General features: G+C 50.7%; 20 protein-coding genes. 19 read left to right on the top strand and 1 reads right to left on the bottom strand.

The features are described 5' to 3' along the window. The first annotated feature begins 9 nt into the window (after positions 1-9). The 15 genes from NYR52_RS05915 (at position 10) to obgE (ending at position 12,326) form a co-directional block, all read left to right on the top strand. Positions 10-1,233 (top strand): hypothetical protein, encoded by a 1,224-nt coding sequence (locus tag NYR52_RS05915; RefSeq protein WP_132220031.1) that lies wholly within the window; start codon positions 10-12, stop codon positions 1,231-1,233. 176 nt (positions 1,234-1,409) lie between these two features. Further along, entirely contained in the window at positions 1,410-2,000 is a 591-nt protein-coding gene (locus NYR52_RS05920) for a Maf family protein (protein WP_132220032.1), read from the top strand. A 92-nt stretch (positions 2,001-2,092) separates the two neighbouring features. Then, positions 2,093-2,797, top strand: coding sequence for a RadC family protein (radC, locus tag NYR52_RS05925; protein ID WP_132220033.1), 705 nt, complete (start codon positions 2,093-2,095; stop codon positions 2,795-2,797). A gap of 187 nt (positions 2,798-2,984) precedes the next feature. Next, positions 2,985-4,031: a rod shape-determining protein gene (locus NYR52_RS05930; protein ID WP_022736047.1), complete on the top strand. Its 1,047-nt coding sequence runs from the start codon at positions 2,985-2,987 to the stop codon at positions 4,029-4,031. 94 nt (positions 4,032-4,125) lie between these two features. After that, on the top strand, positions 4,126-4,983 hold the full coding sequence (mreC, locus tag NYR52_RS05935; protein ID WP_132220034.1) for a rod shape-determining protein MreC: 858 nt from the start codon (positions 4,126-4,128) through the stop codon (positions 4,981-4,983). Then, positions 4,980-5,510: a rod shape-determining protein MreD gene (gene mreD / locus NYR52_RS05940; RefSeq protein WP_158283214.1), complete on the top strand. Its 531-nt coding sequence runs from the start codon at positions 4,980-4,982 to the stop codon at positions 5,508-5,510. Before mreC ends, mreD begins: the two co-directional genes overlap by 4 nt. Positions 5,511-5,578: 68 nt before the next feature. After that, on the top strand, positions 5,579-6,268 hold the full coding sequence (locus tag NYR52_RS05945) for a septum site-determining protein MinC (protein WP_246026832.1): 690 nt from the start codon (positions 5,579-5,581) through the stop codon (positions 6,266-6,268). A 74-nt stretch (positions 6,269-6,342) separates the two neighbouring features. Next, positions 6,343-7,137 (top strand): septum site-determining protein MinD, encoded by a 795-nt coding sequence (minD, locus tag NYR52_RS05950; RefSeq protein WP_022736051.1) that lies wholly within the window; start codon positions 6,343-6,345, stop codon positions 7,135-7,137. A 203-nt stretch (positions 7,138-7,340) separates the two neighbouring features. Beyond that, positions 7,341-8,111 (top strand): M23 family metallopeptidase, encoded by a 771-nt coding sequence (locus tag NYR52_RS05955; protein WP_259436497.1) that lies wholly within the window; start codon positions 7,341-7,343, stop codon positions 8,109-8,111. Next, positions 8,104-9,042: a M50 family metallopeptidase gene (locus NYR52_RS05960; RefSeq protein WP_259436498.1), complete on the top strand. Its 939-nt coding sequence runs from the start codon at positions 8,104-8,106 to the stop codon at positions 9,040-9,042. The genes NYR52_RS05955 and NYR52_RS05960 overlap by 8 nt, the downstream gene beginning before the upstream one ends. A gap of 118 nt (positions 9,043-9,160) precedes the next feature. Continuing rightward, a complete protein-coding gene (rplU, locus tag NYR52_RS05965; RefSeq protein ID WP_022736054.1) occupies positions 9,161-9,472 on the top strand; it encodes a 50S ribosomal protein L21 in 312 nt (103 codons plus the stop codon). Next, positions 9,472-9,813 carry a ribosomal-processing cysteine protease Prp gene (locus NYR52_RS05970; protein ID WP_132220038.1) on the top strand — a complete coding sequence of 114 codons (342 nt, stop codon included), beginning with the start codon at positions 9,472-9,474 and terminating at the stop codon, positions 9,811-9,813. The genes rplU and NYR52_RS05970 overlap by 1 nt, the downstream gene beginning before the upstream one ends. A 15-nt stretch (positions 9,814-9,828) precedes the next feature. After that, the gene (gene rpmA, locus NYR52_RS05975; protein WP_022736056.1) at positions 9,829-10,137 is read left to right on the top strand and encodes a 50S ribosomal protein L27; all 309 of its coding nucleotides are present in this window, start codon (positions 9,829-9,831) and stop codon (positions 10,135-10,137) included. A 115-nt stretch (positions 10,138-10,252) separates the two neighbouring features. Then, entirely contained in the window at positions 10,253-10,996 is a 744-nt protein-coding gene (locus NYR52_RS05980; RefSeq protein ID WP_259436499.1) for a Spo0B domain-containing protein, read from the top strand. Positions 10,997-11,021: 25 nt separating this feature from the next. Then, on the top strand, positions 11,022-12,326 hold the full coding sequence (gene obgE / locus NYR52_RS05985; protein WP_132220040.1) for a GTPase ObgE: 1,305 nt from the start codon (positions 11,022-11,024) through the stop codon (positions 12,324-12,326). Positions 12,327-12,385: 59 nt separating this feature from the next. Here obgE and NYR52_RS05990 read toward each other — a convergent pair whose 3' ends face one another. Further along, positions 12,386-12,889: a low molecular weight protein-tyrosine-phosphatase gene (locus NYR52_RS05990; protein ID WP_132220041.1), complete on the bottom strand. Its 504-nt coding sequence runs from the start codon at positions 12,887-12,889 to the stop codon at positions 12,386-12,388. Positions 12,890-13,044: 155 nt separating this feature from the next. On the opposite strand from NYR52_RS05990, the gene NYR52_RS05995 reads away from it, so the two are divergent. The 4 genes from NYR52_RS05995 (at position 13,045) to rbsC (ending at position 17,445) form a co-directional block, all read left to right on the top strand. Beyond that, the gene (locus NYR52_RS05995; protein WP_132220042.1) at positions 13,045-14,034 is read left to right on the top strand and encodes a LacI family DNA-binding transcriptional regulator; all 990 of its coding nucleotides are present in this window, start codon (positions 13,045-13,047) and stop codon (positions 14,032-14,034) included. Beyond that, positions 14,027-14,905, top strand: a complete 879-nt coding sequence (rbsK, locus tag NYR52_RS06000) for a ribokinase (RefSeq protein ID WP_132220043.1) — start codon at positions 14,027-14,029, stop codon at positions 14,903-14,905. Before NYR52_RS05995 ends, rbsK begins: the two co-directional genes overlap by 8 nt. 85 nt (positions 14,906-14,990) lie before the next feature. Continuing rightward, positions 14,991-16,472, top strand: coding sequence for a sugar ABC transporter ATP-binding protein (locus NYR52_RS06005; protein WP_132220044.1), 1,482 nt, complete (start codon positions 14,991-14,993; stop codon positions 16,470-16,472). 37 nt (positions 16,473-16,509) lie between these two features. Beyond that, positions 16,510-17,445, top strand: coding sequence for a ribose ABC transporter permease RbsC (gene rbsC / locus NYR52_RS06010; protein ID WP_375163197.1), 936 nt, complete (start codon positions 16,510-16,512; stop codon positions 17,443-17,445). The last annotated feature ends 9 nt before the right edge of the window (positions 17,446-17,454 follow it).

The raw sequence follows: 17,454 nt of genomic DNA on the forward strand, positions 1-17,454 counted from the left end.
ATCATTGCGATGGAGAACACAAAACCAAAAATCTCTTCCCGGCAGTCTGGCATGAAAGTCACCATCCAACCCCATCCATCCCAAACGTCTTCCGTCAAAGCGGATAAACCTACAGGGCAAGCGATCACCATTGCAAAGCGGCAGGAAAAAGCCAATGCCCGTGGTATACAAGTGACATGGGAAAAGGTGAGAACCACGCCCGTCTCCACCACTGCTTATCCACAAGAGAAGGAAGGGCGGCAGGCATCGCAGGAAGCAATCGCCGGGCCGATTCGACAAACGCCTTCTTTTACCTTGGGGCGCGCCGATAAAAAGCAACAAGTGATTGAGTGGAGCTCTCCCAACAATCCCTTTGTGCAAAGACGGTTGAAAATGCGCCCATCAAACGTGAAATTGGGACAACTCCTGCTGTCGATCGCCGCTGCTATCGTGGTGGGGCTGATTATGGGCTTTTCCATCTTGCGGATATTCTTTATGGAAAACGCCTCTCATTCGGCCCGGTCGATCGATGATCACTTGCCCAAGAGTAATATGGTGGCCGAGATTCCGCTCACGGACGCCAATGGGAACAAAGCTAAGGGCAAGGAAGTGGGAAGACCCCTTCCAGCGCTAAAGGTCGTGATGTTGCAAGCGGGGAATTTTCAAAACAAGCAACATGCCCAGAAGAAAGTGCAGGAATACCGCACGCAAGGGATGGCTGCGGTGATGTCAGATCACCCTCCTTACCGCATCTTCTTGGGAATGGGTTGGACAAGGGATGAAGCGTTGAAACTTTCTGCTATTTATCAAAAAAAAGATGTGGAAGTGTATTTAAAGGAATTGCAGATGACCGGAACATTGCCTGAGAAATGGAAGCAGCGGGAACAGCTAGCCCGCTTGCTTGTGCGCGGAAACCACCTGATCCAACAGTTGGGGAATGCCGCCATCGTCAATATACAGGGCAATCCCCAAACGGAAACGCCAGCATTCGCATTTCAATCCGCTTGGAAAAAAGAATATGAACAGATGCTCTCCGACTTTCACGCGATGGAAAAGGGGTTGCCACCAGCGTTACGGTCGTCGCTCAACCAATGCCTCAGCGCATTGGATCTGGCGATTCAAAGTGGAGAAACGGCAGACAAACATCCTAATCAAGCGTTGCTGTGGCAGATTCAAGAAGGGTTGGTTCGATATGCATTGGCTTATGAACGGGTGGCCAAAGCGGCGGCAGAAGGCGGGGAAAACAAATTTTGACAAAGCGTTGACCATCGCTTGTTGGGCGGTTCTTCATCTGCTAAACTTAAATTGTTCCAAGGTTGGAAGGCACCTTACTCACAGAGGTGCTTTTTTCCGTGGACGGGATGCACTCCACTTAAAGGAACATCCTTCTTTTTTATTTTTTACTTATTACTGAAAGGTGTGTACGCGATATGCGGCCAAAAATTGTTTTGGCATCCGGTTCTCCACGGAGACGAGAGTTACTTGCGGGCTTGGGCGTTCCGTTTGAGGTGAAGACGAGTCAGGTCGATGAAACATTTGACCCTTCGTCCCCTCCGAACGCAGTGGCTGAGGAATTGGCGCACCGCAAAGCCAAGGATGTGGCCCGGCAGTTGGATGCCGCTCTTGTCATCGGCGCGGATACGATCGTAGTCTGTGACGGTGAGATTTTGGGCAAACCGCGGGATGAGCAGGAAGCGGTTCAGATGCTTTCCAGACTCCAAGGCCGCGCGCATCAAGTATACACGGGCATTGCCTTGGTTGAAGTGGCTGATGGCCACGTGGTGCGTGAACGTGTCAGCCATCGCATGACCCATGTGTGGATGAGGTCGCTCTCAGATGAAAAAATCTCATGGTACGTGGATTCGAAAGAACCGCTCGACAAGGCGGGTGCATATGGAATCCAAGGCTTGGGCGCATGTCTGATCGACAAGATCGACGGCTGTTATTTCAATGTTGTCGGACTTTCATTGGTCGAATTGGATCAAATGTTCCAAGACATGGGCTATTCGTTGGTACCATAGAAGATAAATGCAAACGTAACAACTCTGCCGAGCACACCCGTGGGGATCAAATTCCTAAATGGAAGTGGAGAGAGGCAGAGGAGGAATAGATGATGGATGAAACCGGTCGCAAGGACATGTTGCTGCGCGATGTGCCAGAAGAGGAGCGGCCGCGTGAACGCATGATTCGGTTAGGGCCGAATCATGTTTCTAATGCGGAGTTGATTGCCTTGTTGTTGCGCACGGGCAGCACGGGTGAATCTGTGATGACGTTGGCCCAGCGGGTGTTGAACAAGGGGGGCGGGCTCAAGGGACTGACCCGACTTTCGTTGCAAGAGCTAATGGGCATTCACGGGATCGGGCCGGCCAAAGCCATACAATTGATGGCCGGTATAGAGTTGGGACAGCGGATTTCACGTATGTTGCCGGAAGACCGCCATGCGATTCGGTCGCCGGATGATGCAGCTTGTTACGTAATGGATGAACTCCGCTTCCTGCAACAGGAACACTTCATCTGCCTATATTTGAATACGAAATATCATGTCATTGACAAAAAATGCATTTTTAAAGGAAGTCTTAACACCTCGGTTGTGCATCCGCGCGAAATTTTCCACGAAGCGATCCGCTGTAGCGCCGCCGCAATCATTTGTGTACATAATCACCCCAGCGGCGACCCCACACCTAGCACGGAGGATCTTTTGGTTACAGAACGGTTGGTGGAAGTCGGCAAATTGGTGGGTATTGACGTTGTGGATCATCTGATTATCGGGGACCAAACGTATTTCAGCATGAAAGAGAAAGGGTTGATTGCCGAGTAGGTTTTAAGCCCTTTGTCATGCGCAAGCCATCGCCAGACGAACAGCCGTTTTCTTAGTGCTGTTTCCCTATTGACGAAATTATCGGAATTTGCTTGGGTGTGGAGGGCGGTATTTACCAGTAGCTTATGTGGAGAGGTTTTCTGTTTGATAATATGTTGATTTTGAATGAATGAAAGGGGGGCTTGCCGTGTTTGGCGGATTTGTGAAAGATATGGGGTTGGATTTAGGAACGGCCAATACCCTCGTTTATGTGAAAGGGCAAGGGATTGTGGTTCGTGAACCGTCTGTGGTGGCGATGGAAGTAGGAACGGAAGAAATCAAAGCGGTAGGGAACCAAGCGAAAGCGATGATCGGGCGTACACCTGGTAATATCGTGGCTATCCGGCCGATGAAAGATGGCGTGATCGCCGATTACAATACAACAGCGGCGATGATTGAATACTTTTTAAAGCAGGCTTCTGACCAACACATCATTTTACCGCGCAAACCCAATGTGATGGTGTGCGTGCCGTCAGGAGTGACCGCGGTCGAAAAGCGGGCGGTGGAGCAGGCGACCGTGAGAGCCGGGGCCAAGGATGCTTACACCATTGAAGAGCCGTTGGCGGCTGCGATCGGCGCCGGTTTGCCCGTGTGGGAAGCGACGGGAAGCATGGTAGTTGATATTGGCGGCGGGACGACGGAGGTAGCCGTGATCTCTTTGGGGGGAATCGTGACTTGTCATTCGTTGCGGGTCGCTGGTGACAAAATGGATGATGCCATTATCCAATACATCCGTCGCAAACATAATTTGCTGATTGGAGAGCGCACGGCGGAAACGCTGAAGCTGGAAATCGGCTCAGCTATCCCTGATGATCAGGGCGGCGACTCGCGGGAGATCAAAGGCCGGGACTTGATTACGGGCTTGCCGCGCATGATTGAGATTACGACGAGTGAAATTGCCGAGGCTCTAAATGAAACCGTCATGGCGATTATCGACTCCGTCAAGCAGACATTGGAACAGACGCCACCGGAATTGTCGGCGGACATCTTGGACCGGGGCATCATGTTGACAGGTGGTGGAGCTTTGTTGCGCAATTTGAACGTCCGCTTGAGTGAAGAGACGCATATGGAATGCCATGTGGCGGAAAACGCGTTGGATTGCGTGGCCGTCGGTACCGGTTCGGCCCTGGAGCAGATCGGGCTGTTTAAACCGACTTCGGCGATTGACCGCTTTCGGCGCAAGCGCTTTTTCTAGCAGTCGTCGGTTGGCTCGGAAGGGGGCGGATCGGCGCCCCTTTTTCGTGGGCTAGCCGGAAGAGAAATGAAAATCGCCCCGAAGGAGTGAAGCCATGCGACGCAATGACGCTCGTCACATTCTCATTTTTGTTTGCTTGTCGCTTTTATTGTTTATTTCGGTGGGGATGACGCGCGGTGAGCGCGGGCTTCTCATCGGTCCCGAAAGTTGGCTAAAGAATGTAGCGGCGGTGGTAGAAGGCATCTTTTATACCCCCGTGCATTCGGCGCTGGCCCTTTCCTCTTCCACGGAAGCTGCCTCCCCGAAGACGGAGTTGGCTCGCATGGAAGCGGAGTTGAAAGAATTGAAGCGGGAGAATGAAGAATTAAAAAAACAATGGGGATACGCAAAAGAAAACCCTATCGAATACATTGCGGCACGCGTCGTTTTCCGAAATACCGACCGTTGGCATAACAAGGTGGTCATTAACCGGGGCAAGGCAGATGGCGTGGAGCCAAAAATGCCTATCGTCACATCGCAGGGGTTGATCGGTCGAGTGCAGTCAGTGACCAGCCATATGGCGGATGTGCAACTATTGACTGACACGGGTGGCGGCCCTGGGATCGCCGCGATGATCCAAGGGGAGAATGAAGAGGTGTTGGGCATCATCGAAGGATATGATGCGGTGAAGAAACGGTTGATCATGAAAAAAGTTGCGGTGACCGCCAAAATTAAGCCAGGTGCAACGGTGGTAACATCGAGATTGTCAGATATTTATCCAGGTGGTATTCTGATTGGGACGGTTGCTGAAGTGAAACCCGGCGAAAGCGGGGCTGAACAAATCGCGTATGTCAAACCGTCTGCTACTTTTGAACGGCTGGATTATGTGATGGTCGTGAGAGACCCGGAAAAGTTGCAGTTGCAACAACACAAGAACGAGCTTCAATCGAAGACGGGAGGGGACAAACGGTGAAAAAGGGTTTCGTCGCTTTCCTCTTGATCCTCTTCTTGTTAGAAGGGTCTGTCTTCCAGTTGTTGCTCCCTCAGGCGTGGGGGAGCACTTTTGTCGTTATCCCCCAATTGGTGGTTAGTGGGATCCTTGTCATTTCTTTGTATTTGCCTAAACGTTATGTGCTGATGTTCGCCTTCTCCTTCGGATTGTTGCATGACATCGTCTATGGCCCTGCGTGGGGGGTCACAGCCTTCGCATTGGCGGCGGTAGCCTATGGCACGTATTTGTTGGCCAATCATTTTCCGCCTTTTGTGTGGATTGTCGGCGTGGCGATCGTATTGGGGCAATGTTGTTATACGCTCTTGGTGTATGGTTGGTATCGTTTGTTTGGGTTTACAAACATGCCTTTCCTTTTTTCTTTCATGACACATATCGTGCCAACGTTGGTCTTTAACGCCATCAGCGCCTATCCCATTTTCCGGTTCATACATTATGTTTACATGAAAAAGCGGAACCGGCAGGTCGTGTTTGATACGATCATTCGCTGATGCGCCTTATAATGGAAAAGGAAGGAAAATAAAGGGGAGGAGCGAAATCATTAGTGAGGCGGGGTGACATGAGTATGGGGAAAGTGATGAAACCGGGCGTTACAATTAAGGGCAACAAAGAAGGCCTGCTGTTTATTCTCGATGATTCGCGACCCTTTTCTTATGTTTTGGAGGAATTGAAGCATAAGTTGGAAAATACGCAGGCGGCCCAGATTTGGGATGGCCCGGATATGAAAGTCACCATCAAATTGGGCCAACGGCAGATTACCCGCACAGAAGAATTGGCGGTGCGGGAGTTGTTTTCTATCCGCCAGAATTTAATTATTCATCGGTTTGAGGCGGATGGCATGCCGTATTTGCGCGGAGCGGAGACAGATCTGGCGACGAAGGCCGGGACGGTGCGTTCTGGACAGGTGTTAGTACATAGCGGAAATTTATTGTTTTTAGGTGATGTCAACCCGGGAGGAACGATCCAATGCACCGGCAGTATCTACGTGTTGGGATCGCTACGCGGATTGGCTCATGCAGGCAGCCAAGGTGATCAGAATGCGGTGATCGTCGCCTCCACACTGCGTCCAACTCAACTTCGTATCGCTGATGTCATTTCCCGCCCGCCGGACAAATGGGATGACTCAGAAGTAGGGATGCGGTTTGCTTATCTGGCGGACAACCAGATTATCGTGGAAAAAATTTCTCAACTTGGACAATTGCGTCCTGAACTCGAGTGGAATGAGAATCGCAGGCGATTAAATTTATAACCATCTTACAGTCATTGCTTGGTGAAATATACCGATGTGGTTCATGAGAGTGTAGGATTAGACGGAGGTTATGGATGGGGGAAAGTATCGTTGTAACGTCCGGAAAAGGGGGCGTGGGCAAGTCCACCACTTCAGTCAATATTGGGACCGCGCTCGCTTTGACCGGCAAAAAGGTATGTTTGGTCGATACGGATATCGGTCTTCGCAATCTCGACGTGTTGATGGGTTTGGAGAATCGCATTATTTATGATTTGGTTGATGTGATTGAAAAAACGTGCCGCATAGAGCAAGCATTGATCAGGGATAAGCGTTGTGAAGAGCTGTATTTGCTTCCAGCGGCGCAAACGAAAGATAAGACAGCCGTGTCAAGCAATCAGTTGCGCTGGTTGGTGGCGGAGTTGAAAGAGCAGTTTGACTACGTCATCATCGACTGCCCGGCAGGCATTGAAAATGGATTTAAGAATGCCGTGGCTGGTGCAGACCAAGCGATCGTCGTGACCATCCCGGAAAACGCCGCGATTCGCGATGCTGACCGGGTGATCGGGTTGCTTGAGAAAGAAGAGATCGCCCCGCCCAAGCTAGTTATTAATCGCATGCGCAAACAGATGGTACGGGACGGAGGCATGATGGATGTGGATGAAGTGGTGGCGGTGCTGGCCATCGATCTGCTGGGCGTCGTGCCAGATGATGAACAAGTGATCCGCTCCGGTAATCTAGGCGAGCCGATCAGCTTTGACAACAAAAACCTTGCCGCCAAAGCTTACCGCAATATCGCTCGCCGCATCCAGGGCGAGATGGTACCGCTGATGGCACTGGACAAGGAACAGAGTGTGGTCATGCGGATGAAACGATGGTTAGGATTCGCGTGACAGTGCAAGGAATGGTTCCATAGGTGGAACCATTCCTTTTTTGCTTTTTGCATATCATCGCTTGACCGTTCATATCTTGTTACAGGCACCATCAATCTGGCCAGCGCGCGTTTTAGTGCAACGATGGGGGACAAGCGTGAGCGCCAGACATTGGCTCGCGCGACGACAGGTGCTTGCAAAAATCGGGCAAACAGGTGATGACTATGCGCAATGATTGGTCGTTCCAGCATAAAAAGCGGCGAAAAGAACAGATGCGGTGGTTGAAAAAAGGGTTGCCGGCTGAACGCGTCTGGGGAAGCGAGTTTGATTTTTACAAAGAACAGCCGAACCCCGATCTTGCCCCGTGGAATCAGCCCGCTTGGAAACAGCGGGTTGCTAACAAAGGGTCTAAGAAACTACAGACACAGTTGATTTTGGCCATGATGCTGTTTGTGCTAACTTTCCTGGTGTTTCAATCCCAGTCTCCAGCAATGCAACCGGTGCAAACCTGGCTGACCAAATCATTGACCAAGGAAACGTCGTTCGCCAGCATTTCGGAGTGGTATCAGCGGCATGTGGGTGGCTCGCCAGCGATTTTGCCGGCGTTTATGCCCAAAAAAACCACATCACAGCCCCAGGAAGAGCCATGGCTCGTTCCCGTGCGGGGGGAATTGGTGCTTCCGTTTGATGAAAAACGCAAAGGGCTGATCCTCCGTACTGCTCCCCGCGCTTCCGTCAAAGCGGCCCGAGATGGGAAAGTGACATTTGTGGGTGAGAAAAAAGGGATGGGGCAGTTGGTCATCGTGGAACATGCCAATGGAGATGAGACATGGTACGGCTGGTTGCAGGAAATCAAAGTGAAGCCAGAGGACCGGGTCGAGCGGGGACAAGCGTTGGGAACCGTTCCGGAACTGAAAGAACAAGCTTATTTTTACTTTGCGCTGAAACAGAAGCAACAATTCGTCGATCCTGCGGGTGTGATACCGCTTGAATAGGGCGGGAGGCAAATGGGTTCGCTTCCAGATCCATCCGCTGTTTTGGCTGGTGATTGGCTCAGGGGTGTGGACAGGCTACTTCATTGAATTATTGACGCTCTTCGTCGTTGTGTTAGTCCATGAACTGGGCCATCTCGCTGCTGCTCGGGCAGTGGGATGGCGGATTGGTTCGCTGGAGCTGCTTCCCTTCGGCGGCGTGTTGCGGGTGGATGAATGGGGGACGGCGCCAGCGCGGGATGAAGTGGTGGTTGCGCTGGCCGGTCCCTTTCAGCATTTGTTTATGATCTTATTCAGTCTGCTCTTTTATCGCGCCGGTTTTTGGAGCGAGCATTGGACGGGTTATTTCATCCAGGCTAATTGTATGATCGCCGGTTTTAATTTGTTGCCGATTTATCCGCTGGACGGCGGCAAGGTGTTGCAGGCCACCATGAGTTATTTTTTTCCTTATCGGAAGTGCATCACTTTCACCCTGTTGTTGGGCATGGGGCTGTCCGCATGTTTGTTGGCATGTGCTTTTATCCTTCCGGAATCAGGGGTTTGGATTCACCTCGCCGGTATTGCCTTATTTCTGCTATTCTCCAATATCATGGCTTGGCGGCAGAAAAACTTCCAATACATTCGCTTCTTGTTGAGCCGCGCAGGCAACCGCACGCCAACAGCCGGTCGGAGGCGGAAACGGAGTGTGCAGGGGGATCTCACCTTGAAGGGGGCTGTCAAACAGCTGTACAAAGAAACTGTCCACGAATGGGAAGTGCGTGATCGCCATGGCCGGGTGCTGGGTTGCGTGTCGGAGCAACTGCTGTTGGACGCGTGTGTAAACAAAGGATTGCACCATCTGAAAGTAAAAGAGTTGTTGCCGAAGAGCGGATGGGGACAGCCCATTCATACGCCAAGGCGGATTGGGCATACTTGCCACCGGAAAAGTTTTTGACAAGAACATGCAGGTGTGCTAACATAAGTTCTGTTGTCATTACCGCACATGACAGGATCTCAAAAAGGCTTGTGCCTTTCCTGATCGTGGCGAGTCTCTATCAAGAGGAGGATTGTAGATGTACGCTTTAATCGAAACCGGTGGTAAACAATACCGCGTGGAGCAAAACAGTGTCTTGTACATCGAGAAACTGAATGCAAATGAAGGCGAAACTGTAACTTTTGACAAAGTATTGCTCGTGAACAAAGACGGTGAAATCAAAGTTGGCTCTCCTGTAGTTGAGGGTGCCAAAGTAGTTGGTAAAGTAGTTAAGCACGGCAAAGGCAAAAAAGTGACCGTGTTTAAATATAAACCAAAGAAAAACTACAAACGTAAAAAAGGTCATCGTCAGCCATTTACCCAAGTTGTGATCGAAAGCATCGAGGGCTAATGATACGGATTTTGGTGGAGCGGAACACGGCTGGGCAAGTGGAACGAGTCATGGTCAAAGGGCATGCGAATTTCGCTGAACACGGAAAAGACCTGGTTTGCGCCGCGGTTTCAGGGATCACCATCGGGATGGTGAACGCCATCGAAACGATGTTTGGTGTGCAAGTTCACAGCGCCGGCGATGGGGATGGCAAAGTAGATTGCCATCTGCCGCGTGAAGTGCGCGACCCCGAGACGCGGGGGAAGATTCACTTGTTGCTGGAAGCCTTGGCCGTTTCACTGAAAAATGTGGCTGATGAGTTTCCCAAATATGTTACAATACAAGAACGCAAAAGAAAATGAAAAGAGGTGGACAACATGTTAAAACTTAACCTGCAATGTTTTGCATCTAAAAAAGGTGTAGGTTCCACAAAGAACGGTCGTGACAGCATTTCCAAACGTCTGGGCGTAAAACGTGGAGATGGCCAATTCGTATTGGCTGGTAACATCCTCGTTCGCCAACGCGGAACCAAAATCTACCCAGGTCTGAACGTAGGCCGTGGTGGAGACGACACCTTGTTTGCAAAAGCAGATGGTGTAGTACGCTTTGAGCGTTTTGGTCGCGACAAAAAGCGTGTAAGCATCATTCCTGTAGCTGATAAAGAAGCAGCTGCAGCACAAGCTTAATCGGATAGTTAAGCGAAACCACAAGCCCTGGCACCTTGCCGGGGTTTTTATTTTCCCACAAAGTAATGTAAAATAAGAAATTAAATGATAACTAGCGAGATGGGAGAGATTTTCATTGGGGCGGACCCTGTTTCAAATGCTCAAAACCCATTGGCTGACCATCCTGCTCATGGGCGGTTGGTTCATGCAACCATTTGGAAAGGCGGGGGAGCTCATTTTCTTTTTGGCCACCCTGATTTCGCTGTTGGGGAGTGGCTGTTTCTCATACATACACGCTAAAAAACAAGCATGTGAAGAAGAAGCGGAACAGATCAAACGATTGTTGAGCCACGAGCGGCATGACGCTTTAAATCACATTCAAGTGATGATGGGTTACATCATGTTGAACAAAATGGACCGGATCAAGGCATACTTGGAACAGTGGGTAGAACGAGCCAAACAGGAGCGGATGCTGTCGGAGTTTCAATATGCGCCGTTGGCAGTGGCCTTATTGACGCTGAAACACCGTTTTAAACACTGGGATCTGCATGTGAGCATGAGCGAAGAGATGAAGGCGATGAGCCAGGCAGATGAAAAGCAACTTTTGTCGGCGATGAATGCGGTGTTGGCATGGATGGAAAAGAAATTGGCGCATGAGAAAAACTATTTAAGCGTGACCCTGTCATTGATGCAGGAAATGGACAACGTCGTTTTGGAGGTTGAAGTGACTGCGGACGGGGATGATACGGTCACTTTGTTTGGTTCGGCAGAGGATTGGAGAGAATTACAACGAACCGTTTGCCGCTGGAAAGGTTCATGCAATCTCATGCCGCATGGCAAAGGATTGAAGCTGGAATTGAAGACGGAGCAGAAGAAATAGACAGGTGCAGGAAGGTGGCAGAACCATGTTTGTAGATAAGGTCAAAGTTTATGTGAAAGGCGGCGATGGCGGTAACGGAATGGTGGCGTTTCGCCGTGAAAAATACGTTCCGTATGGCGGACCTGCCGGTGGGGATGGAGGCAAAGGAGGCGATGTAGTCTTCGTTGTCGAAGAAGGGTTGCGCACCTTGATGGATTTCCGTTACCAACGCCATTTTAAAGCCAAGCGCGGTGAGAATGGACGGTCCAAATCACAGCATGGGGCTGGAGCGGACGATCTTGTCGTGAAAGTACCGCCGGGCACCGTGGTTCGCGATGCGGAGACAGGTGAATTGTTGGCGGATCTGGTTGAACACGGCCAGCGCGCAATCGTGGCCCGTGGCGGAAAGGGAGGGCGGGGGAATATCCGTTTTGCCACGCCGGTCAACCCTGCTCCGGAAATTGCCGAAAATGGGGATTTGGGTGAAGAACGGTGGGTGGAACTGGAATTAAAAGTGTTGGCGGACATCGGCTTGGTCGGGTATCCCAGTGTGGGAAAATCCACCTTGCTTTCGGTTGTTTCCGCCGCCAAACCGAAAATTGCCGCCTATCATTTCACCACCTTGGTGCCCAACTTGGGTGTCGTTCGCATTGACGATGGACGTAGCTTTGTGATCGCCGATTTGCCTGGCCTGATTGAAGGTGCACACGAAGGTGTCGGCTTGGGGCATCAGTTTTTGCGGCATATCGAGCGGACCAAAGTGATCATCCATGTCATTGACATGGCCGGTTCGGAGGGACGGGATCCCTATGAAGATTATTTGCAGATCAACGAAGAGCTAAAGTTGTATCGGCAAGATTTGGTACACCGGCCTCAAATTATCGCCGCAAACAAGATGGACTTGCCGGAGGCGGAAGAGCAATTGGAATTATTTAAGGAGCAACTCGACGCAGACATTCCGATTTATCCGATCTCAGCCGCGACGCGGCAAGGACTGAAGGAATTGATGTATGCAGCGGCTGACTTGTTGGACAAAGTAGAACGGGAAACACCGCCAGCACCGGTGGTGGAGCATCAGTTTGCTGCGGAGCGGAAAGTGTACAAAGCAGAGGCGGATGCGCCTGATTTCACCATCCGTCGGGAAAATGAGTTGTATGTGGTTGAAGGGGAACGAATTGAGCGCCTAGTGCAGAAAACCAACTTCCAATACCAAGACAGCGTGTTGCGATTTGCCCGTACTTTGCGGACATTGGGAGTGGAGGACGCCCTGCGTAAACGCGGTGCAGAAAACGGGGACACCGTCATTATCGGCGGAATGGAATTTGAGTTTAATGATGAACTCGATTTATAACTGTATAGCTAAGGCAATATAAATCAGCCCCACGCGAGGATGCGTGGGGCTGTTGATGTTTACAAGCCGTGCTCCTGTTTGATAAGGGTGAGCAAATGACGGCAACCGCTGGAGATCAAGCGGTAAGTTTCATCAAAATCGCCGGTATACCACGGGTCAGGCACTTTGGTGTAAGTAGTACCGGGGATGAAGTCGACAAACCGGCGCAAGCATGTGTCCAAGTTGCGAGTGGAGCCCTCTGTCCCGGCGGCATGGCGGTTGTAGATGGCCTTCATATCAGCGATATTGTTGTCATCCATCCCGATGATATAGGTAAATCGCTCAACGTCTTCCGCTTTGAATTGGCGCGCGCGCAAACCTTCGTAGGAGATGTTCATCTCATCCAGCTTTTTACGCGTTCCGTGATGGGGCGGTTCGCCAACATGCCAGTCTCCTGTCCCCGCGGAATCGATGAGGATGTTGTTTTCCAAGCCTTCTTGTCTCACCAGGTGACGAAATACGGCTTCCGCCATGGGAGAACGGCAGATGTTACCTAAACAGACGAAAAGTACGGAAATTTGCATGGTGGAGCCTCCTTTATTTTAATACAGTAATGCTATCTTAACATAAACGGCCGTTGTGAGTAGGGACCAACGGATGGAAAACAGTTGTCATTAGAAAGAGATTGTGTTATTTTTTATGTAACCGGTTACATGAGGCCGAAAAAGGGGGGAAAGCATTGGCTACCATCAGGGATGTGGCAAAAGTAGCGGGTGTATCCGTTGCCACCGTGTCCCGCGTATTGAATGAAACGGGCTATGTCCATGAAAACACGAGAAAACGCGTACTTGAGGCGATAGAACAATTGGATTACAGCCCCAACGAAGTGGCCAGATCCTTGTTCAAAGGCGAATCGAGATGGATTGGGCTCCTGTTGCCAGACATCACCAACCCCTTCTTTCCGCAGTTGGCTCGCGGAGTGGAAGATGAGTTACAGAAGCACGGCTTCCACTTGATATTTGGAAACAGTGACGAAAATGCTGAAAAAGAGCTTCATTATATCAATACATTTATGCAAAATCATGTGATGGGCATCATTATGGCAACAAACCAGTTGGGGAAGACAGATTATCGAGGTTTTCCCATCCCGATGGTGTTTCTTGACCGCACACCGGACGGGAATCCTTCCGTCTATGCTGATGGGGTGGAAGGGGGAAGAATTGCGGCGCGTGAAATCATCAGGCGAGGCAGCAAACGGGTGACATTGCTGAAAGGGCCAGAACATATCCGACCAGCGCAAGACCGTTTCCGGGGTGCGCTGGAAGAGTTGAGCAACTCTAATGTCGACTTTTACGTGATGAACACCCATTCGTTTTCCTTTCAAGACGCCACACAATGGGCTGCCGAGCTGTTTGCCAAATACGCCGATACAGATGGGATCATCGCCAGCAATGACGTCGTGGCTACCGCGATTTTGCATGAAGCGTTGCGGTTGGGTAAACGTATACCGGATGAACTTCAAATCATTGGATTTGATGACATTCCCCAGAGCGGCTTGCTGTTCCCGCCGTTGTCCACGATCAGACAACCCGCATACGATATGGGGAAAGAAGCTGCCCGGTTGTTGCTCAAGCTCATAAAGAAAGAGAAGATAGATCAAAGAAATGTGCTAATGCCGGTGACATTTGTGGAGAGATTCACGACAAGAAAGGTGGATGCGCGTGGTTAAGATTGTTGTGGTTGGAAGCGCTTCAATGGATTTGGTCGTCACCTCGAGCAAAAGGCCGGGCGCTGGCGAAACGGTGCTTGGAGAATCGTTTAAGACGGTTCCCGGTGGCAAAGGGGCGAATCAGGCGGTGGCAGCCGCTCGGTTGGGAGCGGAAGTAACCATGATCGGTTGTGTAGGAGATGATCATTATGGAGAAATCATTATCCGAAATTTAGAGGAAAACGGTGTTTGCACATCGTTTATGAAACCGGTTACACATATGGAGAGCGGTACGGCCCACATTGTGCTGGCAGAAGGAGATAATAGTATTGTTGTTGTTAAAGGGGCGAATGATTTGGTCACCCCATCCTATGTGCAACAAGCGCTTCACCCCATCCATGAAGCAGATATGGTGTTGATCCAACAAGAAATCCCGGAAGAAACCGTGGAATACGTAAGTCAAGTGTGTCATACAAGCGGTGTCCCGTTGCTATTAAACCCGGCACCGGCGCGAAAGGTGAGCCAAGAGGTGATTGCACGGGCGTCGTATCTTACCCCCAATGAACATGAGACGGAGATTCTGTTTCCGGGGTTGACGACGGAAGAGGCGTTAAAACAATATCCAAACAAATTGTTTATCACTGTGGGCAAGCAAGGTGTCCGTTATCATGATGGAACGCGTGAAATGACCGTTCCCGCATATCCAGTGAAGGCAGTCGACACGACGGGAGCGGGGGATACATTTAATGCCGCTTTTGCGGTAGCCCTGGCCGAGGGAAAAAGCATCGCTGCGAGCTTGCGTTTCGCCAATCGGGCCGCTTCTCTATCGGTGATGAAATTTGGCGCCCAAGGCGGTATGCCAACGAGGCAAGAAGTAGAGGAAAGTTTGTGACTTCAGGGAGGCCGATTCCCAAAACATGCTGCATGGGTGCCTGACGCCCATGCGGGTACAATCTTCTAGAAAGGGGTGGCGGATCATGCACATCAAAATGTCTGGCATTCATAAAGCGTTTGGCAAAAATCAGGTGTTGACGGGAGTCGACTTTGAACTGAAGGCTGGGGAAGTGCATGCGCTGATGGGGGAAAACGGTGCCGGCAAATCAACCCTGATGAATATTTTGACCGGTCTGCACCGTTGTGACCGGGGGACGATTGAAGTTGACGGGCGAAAGACGTCATTCTCCAATCCCAAAGAAGCCGAGCGAAATGGAATCGCTTTCATCCATCAAGAATTAAATATCTGGCCTGATATGACGGTATTAGAAAATCTGTTTGTGGGAAAAGAGCCGCGCACGTCCTTGGGCTTGTTGGATGTGAAAAAAATGAGATCGTTAGCCGCGCGGCAGTTTGAAAAGCTAAATGTATCGATTCCTTTGGATCAGGAAGCGGGGCTTTGTTCGGTGGGACAACAACAGATGATTGAAATCGCCAAAGCCCTGATGATCCAAGCCGAAGTTATCATCATGGACGAGCCGACAGCGGCCTTGACAGAGAGGGAAATAGAAAGCTTGTTTGATGTGATCAACCGGCTGAAACAAGAAGGTGTCTCCATTGTTTACATCTCCCACCGCATGGAAGAAATTTTTCAGATTTGCGATCGGATCACCGTGATGAGAGACGGCAAAACCATTGATTGCAAACCGATCCCGGAAACCAGTATGGATGAAGTGGTGCGGAAGATGGTCGGACGCGAATTGACAGAGCGTTTCCCGCAGCGCCATGCCCATCCGGGAGAAACGGTGTTGGAAGTGAAAGAAATCACACGTGCCGGTGTGTTTGAAGATGTCAGCTTTTCCGTCCGTTCAGGTGAAATTTTGGGTGTGGCAGGCTTATTGGGTGCTGGACGAACGGAAATCATGCGTGGCATTTTCGGTTTGCTCCCGTTGGACAGCGGAGAAATATGGGTCAATGGGCAGAAAACAGCGATCCAAACGCCGCGCCAAGCCGTCAACCTGGGGATTGGATTCATCACCGAAGACCGCAAAGGCGAGGGGCTAGCCTTGGACTTTTCCATTCGGGAAAACGTATCCTTGCCCAGCCTGCGTAGTTTTGCACCAAAGGGGTTCATCGATCAACATAGCGAGCTGGCTTTTGTAGATATGCTTATCAAACGCTTGATGATCAAAACTGAATCACCGGAAACAAAGGCTGGTCACCTTTCTGGAGGCAACCAACAGAAAGTCGTCATCGCTAAATGGATCGGCATCGGACCGCGTGTGCTCATCCTGGATGAACCAACACGGGGAGTTGACATAGGAGCGAAAAGGGAGATCTACCAACTCATGAATGAGCTGACGGACCGCGGTGTGGCCATCATCATGGTCTCCTCCGAACTGCCAGAGATCTTGGGAATGAGCGATCGAATTCTGGTGGTGCGCGAGGGAAGGATTAGCGGTGAGTTGAGCGGTCAGGAAGCTACACAAGAAAAAATCATGGCATTGGCAACGGGAGGGCAGTGACATGCAAACGAGGAGAGAACAGGCTAGCGGCAATTGCATGGATCGAGCGGGGCATTTGGCCAAAAAATTGGGGCCGTTGTTGGGACTTTCTTTCTTGGTCATTATCGTATCCGTATTAAACCCCGGCTTTTTGGCTCCATTGAACATTTTAAATCTGTTGCGACAAGTAGCCATCAATGCCTTGATCGCATTTGGTATGACCTTTGTCATTTTGACGGGGGGCATTGACTTGTCCGTGGGTTCTATTTTGGCATTGTCCAGTGTGCTCATGTCCGGCATGATTGTGTCTGGCGTGGACCCGATTCTTGCTATTTTGCTCAGTTGCCTGATCGGGGCAGTACTGGGTATGGTCAACGGTTTGCTGGTGACAAAGGGGAAAATGGCCCCCTTCATCGCGACCTTGGCCACGATGACGATTTACCGCGGCTTGACTTTCGTTTACACCGATGGCAACCCCATCACGGGGCTTGGGGATAATATTTGGTTCCAATTGTTTGGGCGCGGATACTTCTTAGGCATTCCTGTTCCCGCGATCACCATGCTCATCTCTTTCGCGGTATTGTGGTTGCTTCTCCACCGCACGCCGTTTGGCCGCCAAACTTACGCCATCGGTGGGAATGAAAAAGCAGCAATCATCTCAGGGATTCACGTGTCGCGCGTGAAAGTGATCATCTACTCCTTGGCCGGTACGTTATCCGCTCTGGCGGGGGCGATCCTGACTTCCCGCCTGAATTCGGCGCAACCGACCGGAGGTACCTCTTATGAGCTGGATGCGATCGCGGCTGTTGTTCTGGGAGGCACCAGCTTGTCAGGTGGCCGTGGACGCATTATTGGCACGCTCATCGGTGCCTTGATTATCGGTACATTGAACAATGGCCTTAATTTGTTGGGAGTATCTTCCTTTTATCAAATGGTCATCAAGGGGATCGTAATTCTGATTGCTGTTTGGCTTGACCGCAAAAAAACGGCATAGGAGGGTTCA

This window comes from Laceyella sacchari (genome assembly GCF_024927925.1).
In the GTDB taxonomy this organism is placed as follows: Bacteria; Bacillota; Bacilli; order Thermoactinomycetales; family Thermoactinomycetaceae; genus Laceyella; species Laceyella sacchari.

Excerpts from the sequence above, each read along its gene's own strand:
- NYR52_RS05970 (WP_132220038.1), top strand. The coding sequence starts at position 9,472 with ATGATACGGATTTTGGTGGAGCGGAACACGGCTGGGCAAGTGGAACGA.
- NYR52_RS05920 (WP_132220032.1), top strand. The coding sequence starts at position 1,410 with ATGCGGCCAAAAATTGTTTTGGCATCCGGTTCTCCACGGAGACGAGAG.
- NYR52_RS05945 (WP_246026832.1), top strand. The coding sequence starts at position 5,579 with ATGAGTATGGGGAAAGTGATGAAACCGGGCGTTACAATTAAGGGCAAC.
- rbsC (WP_375163197.1), top strand. The coding sequence starts at position 16,510 with ATGGATCGAGCGGGGCATTTGGCCAAAAAATTGGGGCCGTTGTTGGGA.
- NYR52_RS05955 (WP_259436497.1), top strand. The coding sequence starts at position 7,341 with ATGCGCAATGATTGGTCGTTCCAGCATAAAAAGCGGCGAAAAGAACAG.
- NYR52_RS05915 (WP_132220031.1), top strand. The coding sequence starts at position 10 with ATGGAGAACACAAAACCAAAAATCTCTTCCCGGCAGTCTGGCATGAAA.
- radC (WP_132220033.1), top strand. The coding sequence starts at position 2,093 with ATGGATGAAACCGGTCGCAAGGACATGTTGCTGCGCGATGTGCCAGAA.
- rpmA (WP_022736056.1), top strand. The coding sequence starts at position 9,829 with ATGTTAAAACTTAACCTGCAATGTTTTGCATCTAAAAAAGGTGTAGGT.
- rplU (WP_022736054.1), top strand. The coding sequence starts at position 9,161 with ATGTACGCTTTAATCGAAACCGGTGGTAAACAATACCGCGTGGAGCAA.
- NYR52_RS05990 (WP_132220041.1), bottom strand. The coding sequence starts at position 12,889 with ATGCAAATTTCCGTACTTTTCGTCTGTTTAGGTAACATCTGCCGTTCT.
- minD (WP_022736051.1), top strand. The coding sequence starts at position 6,343 with ATGGGGGAAAGTATCGTTGTAACGTCCGGAAAAGGGGGCGTGGGCAAG.
- NYR52_RS06005 (WP_132220044.1), top strand. The coding sequence starts at position 14,991 with ATGCACATCAAAATGTCTGGCATTCATAAAGCGTTTGGCAAAAATCAG.
- obgE (WP_132220040.1), top strand. The coding sequence starts at position 11,022 with ATGTTTGTAGATAAGGTCAAAGTTTATGTGAAAGGCGGCGATGGCGGT.
- mreC (WP_132220034.1), top strand. The coding sequence starts at position 4,126 with ATGCGACGCAATGACGCTCGTCACATTCTCATTTTTGTTTGCTTGTCG.